Source organism: Mesorhizobium sp. CNPSo 4689 (assembly GCF_057784325.1).
Window position 1 is genome coordinate 112,672 of record NZ_JBWLUZ010000004.1, and the last position, 18,277, is coordinate 130,948.

At 61.6% G+C, this 18,277-nt stretch carries 14 protein-coding genes; 7 read left to right on the forward strand and 7 right to left on the reverse strand.

The window, feature by feature from the left end; translation table 11 throughout:
- The first annotated feature begins 122 nt into the window (after positions 1–122).
- Complete coding sequence (locus AC04SI_RS08185) at positions 123–1,457, forward strand: dicarboxylate/amino acid:cation symporter (protein ID WP_488474183.1); 1,335 nt, start codon at positions 123–125, stop codon at positions 1,455–1,457.
- Positions 1,458–1,661: 204 nt separating this feature from the next.
- Here the strand turns inward: AC04SI_RS08185 and eglC are convergent, their stop codons facing one another.
- Together eglC and AC04SI_RS08195 are read right to left on the reverse strand one after the other, a co-directional pair.
- Complete coding sequence (eglC, locus tag AC04SI_RS08190; RefSeq protein ID WP_404276109.1) at positions 1,662–3,053, reverse strand: endo-1,3-1,4-beta-glycanase EglC; 1,392 nt, start codon at positions 3,051–3,053, stop codon at positions 1,662–1,664.
- Between the two features lie 229 nt (positions 3,054–3,282).
- Complete coding sequence (locus tag AC04SI_RS08195) at positions 3,283–4,080, reverse strand: AraC family transcriptional regulator (RefSeq protein WP_404276466.1); 798 nt, start codon at positions 4,078–4,080, stop codon at positions 3,283–3,285.
- A 305-nt stretch (positions 4,081–4,385) separates the two neighbouring features.
- On the opposite strand from AC04SI_RS08195, the gene melA (AC04SI_RS08200) reads away from it, so the two are divergent.
- The 6 genes from melA (AC04SI_RS08200) (at position 4,386) to melA (AC04SI_RS08225) (ending at position 13,364) form a co-directional block, all read left to right on the forward strand.
- Positions 4,386–5,852: an alpha-glucosidase/alpha-galactosidase gene (gene melA, locus AC04SI_RS08200; RefSeq protein ID WP_404276110.1), complete on the forward strand. Its 1,467-nt coding sequence runs from the start codon at positions 4,386–4,388 to the stop codon at positions 5,850–5,852.
- A 114-nt stretch (positions 5,853–5,966) separates the two neighbouring features.
- On the forward strand, positions 5,967–8,051 hold the full coding sequence (locus tag AC04SI_RS08205) for an ABC transporter substrate-binding protein (protein ID WP_404276112.1): 2,085 nt from the start codon (positions 5,967–5,969) through the stop codon (positions 8,049–8,051).
- Between the two features lie 94 nt (positions 8,052–8,145).
- Positions 8,146–9,153 carry an ABC transporter permease gene (locus AC04SI_RS08210; RefSeq protein ID WP_404276113.1) on the forward strand — a complete coding sequence of 336 codons (1,008 nt, stop codon included), beginning with the start codon at positions 8,146–8,148 and terminating at the stop codon, positions 9,151–9,153.
- Position 9,154: 1 nt separating this feature from the next.
- Positions 9,155–10,294 (forward strand): ABC transporter permease, encoded by a 1,140-nt coding sequence (locus tag AC04SI_RS08215; RefSeq protein WP_488474086.1) that lies wholly within the window; start codon positions 9,155–9,157, stop codon positions 10,292–10,294.
- A 10-nt stretch (positions 10,295–10,304) separates the two neighbouring features.
- Positions 10,305–11,972: an ABC transporter ATP-binding protein gene (locus AC04SI_RS08220; RefSeq protein WP_404276117.1), complete on the forward strand. Its 1,668-nt coding sequence runs from the start codon at positions 10,305–10,307 to the stop codon at positions 11,970–11,972.
- A gap of 21 nt (positions 11,973–11,993) precedes the next feature.
- Positions 11,994–13,364, forward strand: coding sequence for an alpha-glucosidase/alpha-galactosidase (melA, locus tag AC04SI_RS08225; RefSeq protein WP_404276119.1), 1,371 nt, complete (start codon positions 11,994–11,996; stop codon positions 13,362–13,364).
- Between the two features lie 62 nt (positions 13,365–13,426).
- Here melA (AC04SI_RS08225) and AC04SI_RS08230 read toward each other — a convergent pair whose 3' ends face one another.
- The 5 genes from AC04SI_RS08230 to AC04SI_RS08250 all read right to left on the reverse strand — a co-directional run bounded on the left by AC04SI_RS08230 (position 13,427) and on the right by AC04SI_RS08250 (position 18,266).
- Entirely contained in the window at positions 13,427–14,260 is an 834-nt protein-coding gene (locus AC04SI_RS08230; protein ID WP_488474184.1) for a GNAT family N-acetyltransferase, read from the reverse strand.
- Positions 14,261–14,267: 7 nt separating this feature from the next.
- Positions 14,268–15,014: an aspartate/glutamate racemase family protein gene (locus tag AC04SI_RS08235; RefSeq protein WP_488474185.1), complete on the reverse strand. Its 747-nt coding sequence runs from the start codon at positions 15,012–15,014 to the stop codon at positions 14,268–14,270.
- A gap of 8 nt (positions 15,015–15,022) precedes the next feature.
- A complete protein-coding gene (locus AC04SI_RS08240) occupies positions 15,023–15,841 on the reverse strand; it encodes an ABC transporter permease (RefSeq protein WP_488474087.1) in 819 nt (272 codons plus the stop codon).
- A gap of 1 nt (position 15,842) precedes the next feature.
- Positions 15,843–16,757 carry an ABC transporter permease gene (locus AC04SI_RS08245; RefSeq protein WP_404276125.1) on the reverse strand — a complete coding sequence of 305 codons (915 nt, stop codon included), beginning with the start codon at positions 16,755–16,757 and terminating at the stop codon, positions 15,843–15,845.
- Between the two features lie 219 nt (positions 16,758–16,976).
- Complete coding sequence (locus AC04SI_RS08250) at positions 16,977–18,266, reverse strand: ABC transporter substrate-binding protein (RefSeq protein ID WP_065518292.1); 1,290 nt, start codon at positions 18,264–18,266, stop codon at positions 16,977–16,979.
- Between the last annotated feature and the right edge of the window lie 11 nt (positions 18,267–18,277).

Here is an 18,277-nt window from a genome sequence, read left to right on the forward strand (position 1 = left end):
CCGGAGCGAGTGTCGGCCGGACGCAGCTGCCAATTGGCGGCAAACGCCCCTGCCTACGGTCAAAGCTTCTCGAGCCCTCGATAAATCTGCCAGCCATATGACTGGCCTCCATGGAGGAGAGCATGCCAAATCTCATGAAATCCCTGTTCGGACAGGTCGTGGTCGCCCTACTGCTTGGCGTTGTCGTCGGTGTCGCCTGGCCGGAATTCGCAACCCAATTGAAGCCGCTTGGTGATGGCTTCATCAAGCTCATCAGGATGATTATCGCACCGCTCGTGTTCGGCGTCGTCGTCCATGGTGTCGTCGGCGCGGGCGACCTGCGGAAAGTCGGCCGCGTCGGAGTAAAGGCCATCCTCTATTTCGAGGCGGTCACGACCGTGGCTCTGGTCATGGGCCTCCTCATTGCTCATTTCTTCGCGCCCGGCGCCGGCATGAACATCGATCCCTCGAAGCTCGATGCAGGCGCCCTCGGCTCCTATACCGATAAGGTCGGACAAGTCACGAGCACCGTGGACGTCCTCATGCGCATCATCCCGACGACCATTTTCGATGCTTTCACAAAAGGCGATATCTTGCAGGTCCTGTTGATTGCCCTGTTGTTCGGTGCGGGTCTCTGCCTGCTCGGCGAACGCGGACGGCCGGTCGTCAATATCATCGAGATCATCACCGACGTTCTGTTCAAGATCATAGGCTTTATCGTCAAACTTGCGCCCATCGGCGTGTTCGGTGCCATCGCCTTCACGGTCGGGAAATACGGGATCGGCTCGCTGCAGCAACTCGGCTATCTTGTCGCCCTGTTCTACGCCAGCGTCATCATATTCGTCTTCGGCATACTGGGCCTGATCATGAGGATGGCCGGATTCAGCCTCATCAAGTTCCTTGCCTATCTGCGCGAAGAACTGACCATCGTATTGGGTACGGCATCGTCAGACAGTGTCCTGCCACAGGTGATGCGCAAGCTGGAGAATATGGGCATCAAGGACTCGACCGTAGGTCTTGTCATTCCGACCGGATATTCGTTCAATCTCGACGCCTTCTCGATCTACCTTACCTTGGCCGCCGTGTTCATCGCGCAGGCGACGAACACACCACTTTCCACCTCCGATCTTCTGGTTGTTCTCGGCATCGCGCTGCTTACATCCAAGGGCGCCCACGGCGTGCCCGGTTCGGCAATCGTGGTTCTGGCCGCAACACTATCGGCTGTGCCCGTGATCCCGGCGATCGGCCTGGTGCTCGTGCTGTCCGTCGACTGGTTCATGGGCATGGCCCGCGCGCTTGGCAATCTCATCGGCAACTGCGTTGCGACCGTTGTCATCGCTGCGTGGGAAGGCGATATCGACCGCGTTCGGGCACATAAGGTTCTCAATGGTGAAATGGATGGATCGACCGAGGATCTGCTGGATGTCGGTACGGACACCGTCCGCGCCGATGAGCCTCGGACATCATTGGCCCACTGAGAAACTTCATCCCAAGCCGCATGCGCAGCGTTTTGCGACAACGAGTGCATAGAAACAAGAAGCTAAAGCGCGTCGCATGAATCCGTTTGGATGCGACGCGCTTTAGAGCAATTCCCAGGAAAAGTGCGCAGCGATTTTCCGTCCGGAATTGCGTAAAAACAAAGAGTTAGAGCGGGTCGGCGATTCTATCAAAGCTGAACCGCTCTAGACAAACCAATCGCTCAGCGCGTAGGCATGGATATAGTCGATCTTCATTTCCGCTGGCGTCGCGAGCCCGTCGGCGGGCGTTTCCGCTATGCCGCCAACCGCCAGATCGACCAGCATGTACATCGGGTCGTGCATGTCGGCAGGCGTTGCCGCACGGGCAACTTCGACGTCGTCGAAATACCAGACGAGTTCGTCTTCTGTCCACAGCACCCCGTATGTGTGGAACCCTTCTGTATTCGCGGCAAAGGCCGTCGAGGCCACTGTCGTTTGACTTCCCGTCTCGTTCGAGTGGCTTGTCAAAAGGAGCTTGTTTGGATCCTGACCGGTCATCTCTATGACATCCAGTTCCGGTGGCCAGGAACCGTCCTCCGGCAGAAGCCAGAAGGCCGGCCATACGCCTTGCTTTTCGGGCATGTCGGCCCGAATTTCGAAATAGCCGTAGGTCTGTGCGAAGGATTCGTAGGTCGTCAGCAAGCCTGAGGTGTATTGGTAGTTGTTTATATAAGGCTTGATCGCCTCGGGAGCCCGGGCAGCGGTAATCGTGAGAACACCGTCATTGACGCTGAACGGGTTGACGGTACTCGTCGGGGCGTAGCTGGTATCGATATACCATTGAAGCTCATTGTTGCCCGTGAGCGAGCTGCCGTTCGCGCCTCCCCACCAGAAGTTCGAGTCCCAGGTGCCGCTCGAGCCGTTCCACAGGCTCAGCGTGTTGAACTCGTCCGCGAAGGTGAGTTCCAGATGCGACCTGTCGAGGGCCAGATCGAACTGGCTTGCGGTGAACTGGTCGACGGTCTTGTTGGCGAAGACGAGAAACTCGGTGTCGGACAGGTTAAGCCGGACGTTTGCTCCCGACTGGACCATGTTGGCCTGCACCTGCTCGAACGAGTTGAAGCCGTAGCTCCCGACACGCACAGTATCCGTAGCGCCAAAGTCCAGGATCAGGTCACTGCCGTTGCCGGGAGCCACGACGAAAATATCCGCCCCGGATCCACCCTTGAGAACGTCATCGCCCTTCAAGCCGTCAAGTGTCTGTTGGCCGGAGCCGCCGGTAATGATGTTGTTCGCCGCGTTTCCGAAAGCATAGTGTTTGTCGCCCGTGACCGTCAGGTTCTCGAAATTCGCTGGCAGCCTGTAACTCATCCAGGTCGAGATGGTGTCGACACCCTCATTGGCCAGTTCGACCGCCATGTTCTTCGTGGAATACAGATAGTAAATGTCGTCGCCCTTGCCGCCATACATCGTGACGCTGACGCTAGCGTCGCCGTAGATCGAGTCGTTGTAGATGCTGCCATAAAGTGCCGGGCCGGAATTCGTCGCCGAGTACCACTTTGTCGAGGACCCGCTGTAGGGGAGTGCGACTCCCTTGGCGTTCAGGACGGTGGCCATTCTGGTCTCCTCGTCTCGCTTCGATGCCGGCCCTAGCATCTATGGCAAGCAAGAGAAGCCAACCCCTTATTTGGTCGTCGACTTAGGAGAGTTACCAGGAACTTAACACGCAGGCTGTCCGGCCGCCCTCATTGCCTCGAATGCATAAGGATTGGGCCGCCAGCACTTTTTGTGGTCACGAGTCGGTGCAATCTGTGCATCGCGACTGCGGCTTGGATGGACATCCCATCTAACGGTGGTTTCCCATGCTGGCATACATGCCGGTGGTGCGGAATTGCGTCGGGTTGGTGCCGTACAAGCGGCGGAAGACTTTCGAAAAGTAGTTGGCGTCTTCGAATCCGCACATGATGGCCACCTCCTTCACCGGCAGGAAATCGGCTTTCGTCAAGAGTTTCGCCGCCCGCTGCAGCCGCTGCTGCAGCACGAATTCGGCGGGCGGAATGCCTTCGCTCTCGGCAAAGCAGCGCGAGAAATGCGCGCGGCTCAGCCCGCTGATCTCGGCGAGATCGGCAACGCGGAGCGGCCTGTCGAGATTGGCCTTGATGTGGTCGACCACCGGCTGCATGGCACTCTTCTCGTCGGCAAAGGCATGCGAGCCGAAGACATCGTCATAGAGCGCCATCGCCGCCTCGTAGGCCACGGCCGACGCAGCTCCGGGCGTGACCGCTCCCGTGATCAGGCGCACGCTGCAATCGGCGAGATGATCGATCGTCGACGGCTGCAGCCGCAGCACCGGACCAACCGCGGAAAGGATCGACTTGTGGATGCGCAGCGCCTCCTCGCCGTTCATCGAGATCCAGAAATATTCCCAACGTTCGCCCTTGGCGAGCCAATAGCGGTGGTTGTGCGGCACCAGGACCAGCAGCGTATCGCCCTTTTGCAGGCGGTAATTCCGGCTCTCGTAGCGCAGCCGGCCAGTGCCGCTGATCGTATGCTGGAGCACCGTAAACGGCGTCTGGCCACGCTTGCGCCCGTCCCAGTCATAGACCTCGTTCTCGCGCACTTCGTAGCCGGAGCTCGTCGGCATAGTGTGCAGGCGCTGGCGGCCGCGCGGCAGCGAGACTGTCCTGGCCGACGGCCCAGTGTCGATCAGCTTTCGCAGCACAAAATTACCCCTGAAAGCATAATCCTTCTCTGGTCGCTTGCTCGATTAGGCGCATAATGCGTTACGAAAAGCAAAACAAACCGCAGTGCAAAACAAATAGCGGTCGAGGAACGGACAGGAGGAGACGCCGGATTCCGGCTTGTCTTGGCCACATGCCCCGGCATGTGGATCGGACCTCTTTTCGCCGCCCTTGCCCAACTTCTTTCGATCAGGTCGAGGCCAGGCAGATGAGTTTCAAGATCGCTATCATCGGCGCGGGGAGCGTCGGCTTCACCAAGAAGCTCTTCACCGACATCCTGTGCGTTCCCGAATTCCAGGATATCGAATTCGCGCTGACCGACCTCAGCGACCACAACCTCCAGATGATCAAGGCGATCCTCGACCGGATCGTCGAAGCCAACAGACTACCCACGAGGGTCACGGCGACTACCGACCGTCGCGAGGCGCTCGAAGGCGCCCGCTACGTGATCAGCTGCGTGCGAGTCGGCGGGCTCGAAGCCTATGCCGACGACATCCGCATTCCCTTGAAATATGGCATCGACCAGTGCGTCGGCGATACGATCTGCGCCGGCGGCATCCTCTACGGCCAGCGCAACATTCCGGTCATTCTCGATTTCTGCAAGGACATTCGCGAGTTTGCCGAGCCTGGCGCGAAATTCCTGAACTATGCCAACCCGATGGCCATGAATACCTGGGCGGCGATCGAATATGGCAAGGTCGATACGGTCGGCCTTTGCCACGGTGTCCAGCACGGCGCCGAACAGATCGCCGAAGTGCTCGGCGCCAAATCCCACAGCGAACTCGACTACATCTGCTCCGGCATCAACCACCAGACCTGGTTCATCGATCTGCGCCTCAACGGCCGTAGGATCGGCAAGGACGAGCTGGTCGCCGCTTTCGAGGCGCATCCGGTCTATTCGCAGCAGGAAAAGCTGCGCATCGACGTCCTGAAGCGCTTCGGTGTCTATTCGACCGAAAGCAATGGTCACCTGTCCGAATATCTGCCTTGGTATCGCAAGCGGCCGGATGAAATCACCCGCTGGATCGACATGTCCGACTGGATCCATGGTGAGACCGGTGGCTACCTCCGCTACTCGACCGAAACGCGAAACTGGTTCGAGACGGAATTCCCGCAGTTTCTCGAGGCCGCATCGAAGCCGATCGACCCTGCCAAGCGCTCCAACGAGCATGCCAGCCACATTCTGGAGGCGCTGGAGACGAACCGCGTCTATCGCGGCCATTTCAACGTCAAGAACAATGGCGTCATCACCAACCTGCCGCAGGACGCGATCATCGAGTCGCCTGGTTTCGTCGATCGCTTCGGTATCAACATGACCTCGGGCATCACGCTGCCGGAAGCCTGCGCCGCCACCTGCATTTCCTCGATCAACGTCCAGCGCATGTCGGTGCATGCGGCGATCAGCGGCGACATCGACCTGCTCAAGCTCGCAGTGCTGCATGATCCGCTGGTTGGCGCCGTGTCGACGCCGGAGGAAGTCTGGCAGATGGTCGACGAGATGGTCGTCGCCCAGGCCCGCTGGCTGCCGCAATACGCGGATGCAATTCCGGCAGCCAAGGAGCGGCTCTCGAAATCCATAGTCCGGACCAGGGATTGGGCAGGTGCCGCGCGGCGCGACGTCCGCTCGATCGAGGAATTGCGCGCCGAAAAGGCGGCGCTGAAGCAGGCCGTCTGAGTTTTGCGCAGCGGCGAATTTCCGGGAGGAAGACCGAAGCCGCACGGCATGCAAATCGCTCGAGCAGAAATGGAGCGGCGTAAAGCACGCTCCCAACAAATGGGAGGAAAGACGATGAGGAACTTCCGCAACATCAGCATTTTGGCAGGGCTGGCGCTGAGCGTATCCGCCACCGCGCTGAGTGCCTACGCATCCGAACCGACCGTGCCGCCGGCGCCGGCGCAATTCCCCGCCGAAGGGAAAATCAAATATGTCGCGCGCGACTCCATTCTGGAGTTCAAGGCGCTGCCCGAGTACCACGAACCCGACTGGGTCACCGAGAAATACGTCAAGGCCGGCAAGCTGCCGCCCGTCAAGGATCGCCTACCGAAGGAGCCGCTGGTCTTCAAGACCGGCAACATGCCGGACGGCATCGGCGTCTATGGCGACACCATGCGCCACGTCATCGGCGGCCGGCCGGAAGGCTGGAACTATGGCGCCGGCCAGACGCAAGGCTGGGGCGGCATCGATATCGGCCTTTCCGAATGCCTGACCCGCACCGCGCCGCTGTTCCAGGTCGAGGCCAAGGACACCGAGCCGCTGCCGAACCTGGCCAAGAGCTGGGACTGGTCGACGGACGGCCACAAGCTGACCATGCATCTGATCGAAGGCGCGAAATGGTCGGACGGCGTTCCCTTCAATGCCGACGACGTCATGTTCTACTGGGACGACGAAGTCGTCGACCCCAACGTCTCGCCGCTCAATGGCGCGACGCAGGAAACCTTCGGCGTCGGCACGACGCTGAAGAAGATCGACGACTACACCGTCGAATGGACCTTCAAGGACGCCTTCCCGAAGCAGTACCTCTATGCCATGGCCTACGGCACATTCTGCCCCGGCCCCGCGCACATTCTGAAGCCGCAGCATCCGAAATACTCGAAGAACACCTACGAGCAGTTCAAGAACGCCTTCCCGCCGGAATACATGAACATTCCCGTGATGGGCGCCTGGGTGCCGGTTGAATACCGCCCTGACGACATCGTCGTCATGCGCCGCAATCCCTACTACTGGAAGGTCGACGAGAAGGGCAACCAGCTCCCTTATCTCAATGAACTGCACTACAAGCTATCGACCTGGGCCGACCGCGACGTTCAGGCGGTGGCGGGCTCAGCCGACGTCTCCAACCTCGAACAGCCTGAGAACTTCGTCGCCTCGCTGAAGCGTGCGGCGGATAAGGATGCGCCGGCCCGCCTTGCCTTCGGCCCGCGCCTGATCGGCTACAATCTGCGCATGAATTTCTCGACCAATGGCTGGGGCAACCCAGATGAACGCGGCCAGGCAATCCGCGAACTGAACCGCAACGAGGACTTCCGCAAGGCCGTCACCATGGCGCTCGACCGCAAGGCGCTCGGCGACTCGCTGGTCAAGGGTCCTTTCACAGCGATCTATCCGGGCGGCTTCTCCTCGGGCACCAGCTTCTATGACCGCAATTCGACCGTCTACTATCCATTCGATCTCGAAGGCGCCAAGGCGGAACTCGCTAAGGCAGGCCTGAAGGACACGGATGGCGACGGCTTCGTCAATTTCCCGGCTGGCACCGCCGGCGGCAAAAATGTCGAGATCGTCATGTTGGTCAACAACGACTACACCACCGACAAGAGCCTTGCCGAAGGTGTCGTCGGCCAGATGGAAAAGCTCGGGCTTCGGGTGGTTCTGAACGGGTTGAACGGTACCCAGCGCGACGCCTCGCAATATTCCGGCCGCTTCGACTGGCTGGTAAGGCGCAATGACCAAGAGCTGACGTCGGTCGTGCAGAACACCGAGCAACTGGCTCCTGTCGGCCCGAAGACCAGCTGGAACCACCGCGCACCAGAGAATGGCGAGGTCGATCTGATGCCGTTCGAAAAGGACCTCGTCGACATCGTCAACAAGTTCGTCTCGTCTGAGGACAATGACGAGCGCGCCAGCCTGATGAAGAAGTTCCAGAAGATCTCGACAGAACACGTCTACAACGTCGGGCTGACCGAATATCCCGGCGCGTTGATCATCAACAAGCGCTTCTCGAACATTCCCCAGGGAACGCCGATCTTCATGTTCAACTGGGCCGAGGACTCGATCGTCCGCGAGCGGGTCTTTGTCGCCGCCGACAAGCAGCAGAAATACGAACTGTTCCCCGAGCAATTGCCCGGAAAGCCCGGGGACAAGGGTACGACGAACTGAGTTTCCTCCCTGACTGCGAAGGTCCCCGGCCGCGCTGCGGCGCGGCCGGGGACAAGGATACCTGAACCCGAATGCAAGGAGGAGAAACGGTCCGATGCTGCGATTCCTGATGATACGCATAGCATCCGCAATACCGGTTCTCGTCATCCTGAGCCTGGTCACCTTCGCCATCATCCAGGCGCCGCCCGGCGACTACGCCGACTACATCCGTTCGCAGCTCATCAACCAGGGCGGAGCCTCCTTCGCCGAGGCCGACGCCCAGGCGCAGGCCTACCGGGTCGAGCACGGTCTCGATAAGCCGATGCCGGTCCAGTATTTCAACTGGATCACCGGCATCGTCACCCGCGGTGATTTCGGCTACAGCCTCTACTACAACAAGCCGGTCGCCGACGTGGTCGGCGAACGCCTGCCACGCACCTTGCTGCTGGCGCTTGTCTGCCACCTGTTAGCTTCGGTGCTGGGCATCACATTCGGCATCTGGGCGGCGACCAGGCAGTACAGCTGGATCGACAGCGCGCTGTCGGCTGTCGCCTTCCTCGGCATGACGGTGCCGCGCTTCCTGATGGCGCTGATCATCGTCTACCTGCTGGTCTTCCAGTTCAACGTGTCCGAGATCGGCAGCTTCTTTTCGCCGCAATATGGCGGCGCGCCGTGGTCATGGGCGAAGTTCGTCGACCTCGTCAAACATGTCTGGCCGGTCGTGGCGATCGCCACTTTCGGCGGGCTCGCCTACAACATGCGCGTCATGCGCGGCAATCTGCTCGACACGCTGAACGCGCAATATGTCGAGACCGCCCGTGCCAAGGGCCTGAGCGGCAGTGCGGTGGTCATGCGCCATGCGGTGCCCAATGCGCTGCATCCTTTGGTCATGTATCAGGGCGTGGTGCTGCCCTACATGCTCACCGGCGAGATCGAGACCGCGATCATCTTCGCGCTGCCGACCGTCGGCCCGGCGATCGTCGGTTCGATGGCGGTCGGCGACGTCTATGTCACCGCGACCTTCATGATGGTGCTGTCGGCGACGCTGATCGTCGGCAACATCATCGCCGATATGCTGCTCGCCCTGCTCGACCCCCGTGTCCGCCAGTACGGAGGGACCTGAGATGCTTGCCCGCGAGCCCTCGCTGCCGCCACCGCCCGAAATATCGGTCGAGAAAGAGAAACGGCCGCACGGCAATGAGAGCTATCTCGCGCTCGTCTGGCGCCGCCTGAAACGATCCTGGACCGGCATGGCCGGGCTCATCCTGGTCGTGCTGCTGGTGCTGATGGCGGTGTTTGCCGATTTCTTCGCACCCATGGACCCCAAGATCACCGATGTCGGTTTCGCCCCGCCGCAGGTGATGAGCTTCCATGACAAGGACGGCAATTTCGTCTTCCAGCCGCGCGTCTATGCGCTGGCGGATTCCGAGGAACTTGACCCCGTCACCTTCCAGCCGGTCGTCGGACCGGCCTATGACCATCCGCGGCTGCTCGGCTTCTTCGTCAAGGGCGCCGACTACAGGCTGCTTGGCCTGATCCCCGCGAACCGGCACTTCTTCGGCTCGACCGACGGCCAGCCGGTGCATTTCCTCGGCACCGACAAATTCGGCCGCGACGTGCTGGCCCGCGCCATCTATGGCTCGCGCATCTCCTTGATGATCGCACTGACCGTGGTCTTCATCGTCACCGTGATCGGCACCACAGTCGGCATGGTGTCGGGCTATTTCGGCGGCACGTTCGATGTCTGGGTACAGCGCTTCGTCGAACTGGTGCTCGCCTTCCCGCAATTGCCGCTTTACCTCGCGCTGACATCGCTTGTCCCAGTGACGGCGCCGACCAATGTCTTCCTCGCCTTCGTGATCGTCATCATGTCGGCGCTCGGCTGGGCGCAGATGTCGCGCGAAGTGCGCGGCAAGACGCTGGCGCTTGCCCGCATCGACTATGTTCGCGCGGCAATGGCGGTCGGCGCCACCGACCGCCGCATTATCATGCAGCACATTTTTCCCAACGTGATGAGCCACGTCATCGTCGCCGTCACGCTGGCGATCCCGAGTGTGGTCCTGCTTGAATCATTCCTGGGCTTTCTCGGTTTCGCCGTGAAGCCGCCGCTGATCTCATGGGGGCTGATGCTGCAGGACACCGCCACGTACTCGGTCATCGGCACCTATCCCTGGATCCTCGCCCCTGTCGGCTTCGTGCTTGTTACCGTTTTCGCCTTCAACGCGCTTGGCGATGGGCTGCGCGATGCAGTCGATCCTTATTGAGGGGCATGTGATGGCTGTCGCGCTCGTCAATGCCTTCGCACCGCCTGTCCGGCTCGACCATGCCGGGCGTTCGGAAAACCCTGTCATCGATGCCCGCAGCATCGCCGTCGACTTCAAGGTCGAGGACGGCATGGTCCAGGCCGTCAAGGACATCTCCTTCCAGCTCTATCGTGGCGAGACCATCGCCATCGTCGGCGAATCCGGGTCGGGCAAATCGGTGACGGCGCGCACCGTCATGGGCCTGTTGTCGAAGCGCGCGGTCGTGTCGCCCAAATCGACCGTCGAATATGATGGGCAAAACATCCTGAAGTTTTCCGAGCGAGCCCGGCGCAAACTGCGCGGCGACCGCATCTCGATGATCTTCCAGGAACCGATGAGCTCGCTCAACCCGATCTACACGATCGGCAGCCAGATCGTCGAAGCAATACGGGTGCATCGCAAGACGAGCCGCAGGCAGGCAGAGGCACGCGCGCTCGAACTTCTGCAGCAGGTGCAGATCCCCGACCCCGCGGCGCGGCTGAAACAGTATCCGCATCAGCTTTCCGGCGGCCAGCGGCAGCGTGTGATGATCGCCATGGCTTTAGCCAACGATCCGGACGTGCTGATCGCCGACGAGCCGACGACAGCGCTCGACGTCACCGTCCAGGCGCAGATCCTCAACCTCATTCGCAACCTGCAGCAGAAATTGCGGATGGCGGTGATCCTGATCACCCACGACCTGACCGTGGTGCGCAAGTTCTCCGACTATGTCTACGTCATGCAGCACGGGGCGATGTGCGAGCACAATGTGACGGAGAGGCTTTTCGCCAATCCGCAGCATCCCTACACACAGCACCTGCTTGGGTCCGAGCCGCGCGGCCAGGCCAATCCGCTGCCGGAAGGGTCCGGCATCATTCTCGATGCCAAACGCGTTCGCGTGTCCTTCATGCTGCGGCATGGCACCTTCTTCAAGCCTGACTGGCGCGAGCTCGTCGCCGTCGACAGTCTCGACCTCAGCCTTCGCCGCCACGAAACGCTGGGGCTGGTCGGCGAATCCGGATCCGGCAAGACGACCTTCGGCGAGGCGCTGCTCAGGCTCAACAATGCCACCAGCGGCGAGATCCATTTCGATGGCCAGCCTATCCACGGCAGGTCGCGATCGGAGATGCGGCCTTTGCGCTCGCGCATGCAGGTCGTGTTCCAGGATCCCTTCTCATCGCTCAATCCGCGCATGACGATCGGCCAGATCATCGAGGAAGGGCTGATCGTCAACAGCATCGGCGTCACCAAGAACGACCGCATCGAACGGGTGCGCGATGCGCTGGTCAGCGCCGGCATGCCGGACAATATCCTGTCGCGCTTCCCGCATGAGTTTTCCGGCGGCCAACGCCAGCGCATCGCCATTGCCCGCGCCATCGCGCTGGAGCCCGAATTCATCGTGCTCGACGAGCCGACATCGGCGCTGGACCTCTCGGTCCAGGCGCAGATCATCGAACTGCTGCGCAAGCTGCAGCGCGAACGGGGCCTCAGCTACCTCTTCATCTCGCACGATCTCAAGGTCGTGCGGGCGCTATGCCACCGCGTGATTGTCATGCAGCACGGCAAGATCATGGAAGAGGGTCCCGTCAACGAAGTTCTGTCCAATCCCAAAACCGCTTACACGGAACGGCTCGTCAAAGCCGCTTTCGAGGTAGCCTGATCGCATATGCCGGAGACTGTTATGGCAAGAAATCCCAAGATCGCATTCATCGGAGCTGGCTCCACCGTTTTCATGAAAAACATCGTCGGCGACGTGCTGCAGCGTCCCTCGTTGTCCGGTGCGACGATCGCGCTGATGGACCTCAACCCGCAGCGCATCGAAGAGAGCGCCATCGTCGTCAACAAGCTGATCTCGACGCTCGGGGTAAAGGCCAAAGCCGAGACCTACACCGACCAGCGCAGGGCGCTGGCGGGTGCCGATTTCGTCGTCGTCGCCTTCCAGATCGGCGGCTACGTGCCGTGCACGGTCACCGACTTCGAAGTCCCGAAGAAATACGGCCTGCGCCAGACCATCGCCGACACGCTCGGCGTCGGCGGTATCATGCGGGGCCTCAGAACCGTGCCGCATCTGTGGAAGATCTGCGAGGACATGCTCGCCGTCTGCCCGCAGGCGATCATGCTGCAATACGTGAACCCGATGGCGATCAACACCTGGGCGATCGCCGAGAAATATCCTGACATCAAGCAGGTCGGCCTCTGCCATTCCGTGCAGGGCACCGCGATGGAGCTGGCGCACGATCTCGACATTCCCTACGAGGAAATCCGCTACCGCTCGGCCGGCATCAACCACATGGCGTTTTATCTCAAGTTCGAGCATCGCCAGCCGGACGGCTCCTATCGCAACCTCTATCCGGATCTCGTGCGCGCCTACCGCGAGGGCCGCGCGCCGAAACCCGGCTGGAACCCGCGCTGCCCAAACAAGGTGCGCTACGAAATGCTGACGCGCCTCGGCTACTTCGTCACCGAAAGCTCGGAGCATTTCGCCGAGTACACGCCCTACTTCATCAAGGAAGGGCGCGAGGATCTGATCGAGAAATTCGGCATCCCGCTCGATGAATATCCGAAGCGCTGCATCGAGCAGATCGAGCGCTGGAAAGGACAAGCGGAAGCCTATCGCTCCGCCGACAAGATCGAGGTCGAGCAGTCGAAGGAATACGCCTCCTCGATCATGAATTCGGTGTGGACGGGCGAACCCTCGGTGATCTACGGCAACGTCCGCAACAATGGCTGCATCACCTCATTGCCCGAAAATTGCGCGGCCGAGGTGCCGTGCCTCGTCGATGCCTCCGGCATCCAGCCAACCTTCATCGGCGCATTGCCGCCGCAGCTTACGGCGCTGATCCGCACCAACATCAATGTGCAGGAACTGACGGTCCAGGCGCTTATGACGGAGAACCGCGAGCATATCTACCACGCGGCGATGATGGATCCGCACACGGCGGCTGAACTCGACCTCGACCAGATATGGTCGCTGGTGGATGAACTGCTCGCGACGCATGGCGACTGGTTGCCCGCCTGGGCGCGCAAGGCACCCGGGGTCCGCGCGGCCTGACATTCGCTGCCGATCCCGCCGGCTGGCGGGAGCTTGCTCGTGCGTGAGATTTCAGGTCGGGATCAGCCTAGTTCCAGGGTCGTGATCCCGAACACCTTTGACGAGGCAATCCTGGGCACGCCTCCCCGGTACATGCGGGTCGTCGTGAAGCCTGGTCTCAAGCCGCCCGCCTGAAGCGCGGCGATGAAACCGCTATTGGCCGCGGGCACGTCGATGTGAAGCGCGTCCCCCGCCATCGCCGCTGCCAGCACCCCCAGCAATTGCAACGCGACGTGCGTATCGTCGGCCAAGAGCGGTCCGACCTTGAACCCCTCCCTGCACTGTCGCGCCACGCTATAGCCGGAAACGCCAGCTGAATTCATCGCCACGAGCGCAATGTGCGGCGGCTGCAGCCAACCGTTCAGGAAAGCTTGCCGCGACGCCGAGAAACATTTGCGGTCGTAAGCCAGGATGTCGGCGATGTGCTCGGCTGCCACAGGTCTGATGCTACCGCCGCCGGCGAGGCCGGCGACACGCCCGCTGTAGCGGACGGTCTCATAGGCTGGCACGAACCCCATGCGCCGGTAGTTGGCCCGCTGCTCGGCGACGCCGTCGAGCCCGATGCTGCGGTTGCCGAGCCGCGCCATGCCGGCGTCCCAGACCGCCTTGCCATGCCCCTCGCCGCGCCTGTCCGGGCGGCAGATATAGAGGCCGATGAAGCCGAACCCGGCGCCATAGCCGACGGCCGAAATGCCGGCCACCATCTCGCCATCGACGAAGGCGCCGATGAAACCCTCGGGGTCGGCCCCCCGGAACACGGCGGCATCGCCGAGACCGGGATTCCAGCCCTCGCCCGCCGCCCAGTCGACAAGCGTTTCAACCTCCTTTGAGGTCAGGGTCCGGATCGTTCGGGGCATTTTGCGATCACTCGGCGGCGACGGCACCAGGGGCAAAGGATTCCAATGCACCAAGATAGGGCTTTGCCAGCGGGTTTGCATAGGCACCGCGTTTGGATGTCGACAGGCCAAGTGCAATCAGCGCCTCTGCCTGTTTGACGGCGGCGCCGACGCCGTCGATCACCGGAACGCCGAATTCCCGCTGCAGCTCTGCCGCGAGATCGGCCATGCCGGCGCAGCCGAGCACGATGGCCTCGGCGCGATCCTCGTCGAGCGCGCGCGCAATCTCGCCGCGCAGTTTCTCGGCCGCGCCCGAAGCCGGGTCCTCAAGCGCCAGTACCGGAATGTCGGCGGCGCGAACGCGCGCCCGGCCGGCCATGCCGTAGCGCTGCACCAGCGCCTCGACGGGAACCCACGACCGCTTGGTCGTCGTCACGACGGTGAAACGCTGGGCGATGAACGACGCTATGCTGAGCGCCGCCTCGCAAATGCCGACGACCGGGATGTTGGTCATGGCGCGCGCAGCGTCCAGCCCGGTATCGTCGAAACAGGCGATGATGGCCGCCTGCGCCCCCGCGCGCTCGCCGGCAGCGATCTCGACCAGCAGGCCCGGCACGGCCAGCGCCTCGTCATAATAGCCTTCGATCGACACTGGCCCCATCGACGAGGTGACGGCAACGATTTCCGTCCAGGCGCCGGCGACAGATCGCGCGGCGGCGCCGATCGTTGCGGTCATGCTGGCCGTGGTGTTCGGATTGACGACGAGGATCTGCACTGCGGTTCTCAAGCCCTTGCCCGGCGGCGGCCGACATAGAGGATGGCGCCGAGCGTCAGCAGGATTACCAGGAAGGAGAACACGGTTGTCACCGTGCCCAGCGCGTAGAGCACCGGCGTCGTCACGTTCGTCGTCATGCCGTAGATTTCGAGCGGCAGCGTGTTGAACGTGCCTGAGGTCATCAGCGTGCGCGCGAACTCATCATAGGAGAGCGTGAAACCGAACAGGCCCACACCGATCAGGCTGGGCGCGATCATCGGCAGCACGACATGCGCGAAGGTCTGCCAGGAAGATGCCCCGAGGTCGCGCGCGGCCTCCTCATAGGCCGGCGAGAAGCGGTTGAAGACGGCAAACATGATCATCACGCCGAACGGCAAGGTCCAGGTCAGATGCGCGCCGAAAGCGGATGTGTACCAGGCCGGCCGAAAGCCGATCTGCTGGAAGACGACGCCGATGCCGAGGCTGATGATGATCGACGGCACGACGAGGCTGGCGACGGCCAGATAGAACAGCGCCGTCGCGCCACGAAACCTGCGGCGGAAGGCGAGGCCCGCCAGCAGTGACACCACGACGGTGACGACCATCACCATCACCCCCAGCACCAGCGAACGCTTGAAGCTGCCGCCGAAATCGCCGACCGCCTGACGCTCGAAAAGATTGGCGAACCAGTGCAGCGAGACGCCATTGAGTGGAAACGTCAGTCCACCATTCTCACCCTGGAAGGACAAGATCAGGATCGCCGAAAGCGGGCCGTAGAGGAACAGCACGAAGAGGGCGAAGAACACCGCCAGCACGTAGAATTCGAGGGTGCGCTTCTCGTGGTTCACGTCAGAGCTCCTTGCGGATGTCGACGATGCGCAGGATGCCGGCGACCATCAGCAGCACCAGCACCAGGAGCACCACCGCGTTGGCGGCGGCGGCCGGATATTGCAGCAGCGACATCTGGTTCTTCATCATCAGCGCGACCGAGGCGCTCTGCCCGCCCGACATCACCTGCACCGTCGAGAAGTCGGCCATGACAAGCGTGACGACAAAGATAGTGCCGATCGCCATGCCGGGCTTGGCCAGCGGGATGACGACGTTCCACAGCACCTGCCAGCCGGACGCGCCAGCGTCGCGCGCGGCCTCGAACAGCGAGCGGTCGATGCGCATCAGCGTGTTGAAGATCGGCGTCACCATGAACAGCGTGTAGAGATGCACCATGGCGAGAACCACGGCGAATTCGGAATAGAGCAGCCATTCGATCGGCTTCGGCACCAGGCCCATATGCACCAGCGTCGAGTTGATCAGCCCGTTGCGGCCAAGCACCGGGATCCACGAGATCATGCGGATGATGTTGGAAGTCAGGAACGGCACCGTGCAGACCAGGAACAGCACCATCTGCATGGCCGTGGTGCGGATGTGGAAGGCAAGGAAATAGGCGACCCAGAAGCCGATGAACAAGGTCAGCGCCCAGACGATGACGGCGAATTTGATGGTGTTGAGATAGGTCTTCCAGGTGACCCAGGAACCCAGCACGTCGGAATAATTGGTGGTCAGGAAATCCGGATACATGGCGGCGAAGTCGTAGTCCCAGAAGGAGACGACGACGATCATGACGATCGGCAAAAGCAGGAACGCGCCGAGGATCAGCGCCAGCGGCGCCGACTGCAGATACGGCGCGACGGCGCCGAACGAGAAGCGGCGGCGTCTGGCGGGCTTGGCCACCGTCGTGGCCGCAGGCTGGTCGAGAGCCACGGTCATGGGGAAAGGCCTCCTGACTCGCAATCCTTCGCGCCCTCCTCTGTCCTACCAGACATCTCCCCCACGAGGGGGAAGATTGAACTCTCATAACTGCCTTCGCCAATCTCCAACGTTGCTAAGGAAGAGCCGGCCATGAAGCTGCCAATCTCCCCCCTTGTGGGGGAGATGTCCTGTAGGACAGAGGGGGGCGCGAAGGATCGCACAGTGAACGCGTCCGCTTTACGCCGCGATGAACTCGTTCCAGCGCTTCACCATGTAGCGGTCCTCGTCCATCACCGAGTTCCAGCAGGCGACCCTGCCCATGCGCTCTTCGAAAGAGCCGCCGTCGCGAACCGCGCCGGCCTTTTCCATGACGGTGCCGTCGGGCGCCTTGATCTCGCCCTTGGCCGGCTTGCCCTCGATCCAGTAGCCCCATTCGTCCTCGGACATGAACTTCTTGGCCGAGACCATGTTGGCCGAGTAATAGCCCTGGCGGTTGAGATAGCCGCCGACCCAGCCCGACGTGTACCAGTTGATGTATTCATAGGCCGCATCGAGCTCAGCACCCTTGAGATGGGCAGCCAGGCCAAGGCCGCCACCCCATGAGCGATAGCCTTCCTTGAGCGGCTGGAAGCGACAGGGGATGCCCTTGGAGCGCACGGCGGCGACGGCAGGCGACCACATCGACTGGATCACCACTTCGCCCGAAGCCATCAAATTGACGCTCTCGTCGAAGGACTTCCAGAAGGCGCGGAACTGGCCGTCCTGCTTGGCCTTGATCAGGAAGTCGATCGTCTTGTCGATCTCTTCCTTGGTCATGTTGCCCTTGTCGGCATATTTGATGTTGCCCATGGCTTCCATGATCATCGCCGCGTCCATGATGCCGATCGACGGGATGTTGAGAATCGCGGTCTTGCCCTTGAAGGCCGGGTCCATGATGTCGGCCCAGGTGGTGATGTCGCGGCCGACGAGGTCGGGGCGGATGCCGAGCGTATCGGCATTGTAGATGGTCGGCACCATGGTGAACCAGTTGGTCGGCGCCTTGGCGAAGACCTTGCTGTCCTGCGCCTCGACATAGCCTACCGTGTGCGGCGCCGTGCCCTGGGCAATGACGCTGTCCGGCGTCAGCTTGCCGGTTTTGAACAGCGGCACCAGCTCGTCGTAATATTTCAACTTGCTGACATCCATCGGCTGCAGCACGCCGGTGGGGAACACCTTCTTGCAGATCCAGTATTCGATGTCGGCGATGTCGTAGCTGTCGGGCTGCGTCACCGCCCGCTGGGCGGCGGCGTCGGAATCGGTCGCCGTCATCTCCAGCGTGATCCCGAGATCGGCCTTGCACTTGTCGGCGATGGCGTTGAGGTTCGACACGCCGGTGCCGAATTGGCGCAGCGTGATGTTCGTCTGCGCCCAGATGGTCGGGAAGCCGGTGATCGCGCCGGAGCCGGCGGCAAAACCGACGGCGGCGGCACCCGTCTTCAGCAGCGAACGACGTGAGATTCCTGCTTTCTTGTTTGTTGTGTTGGTCATGGTCAGTTCCC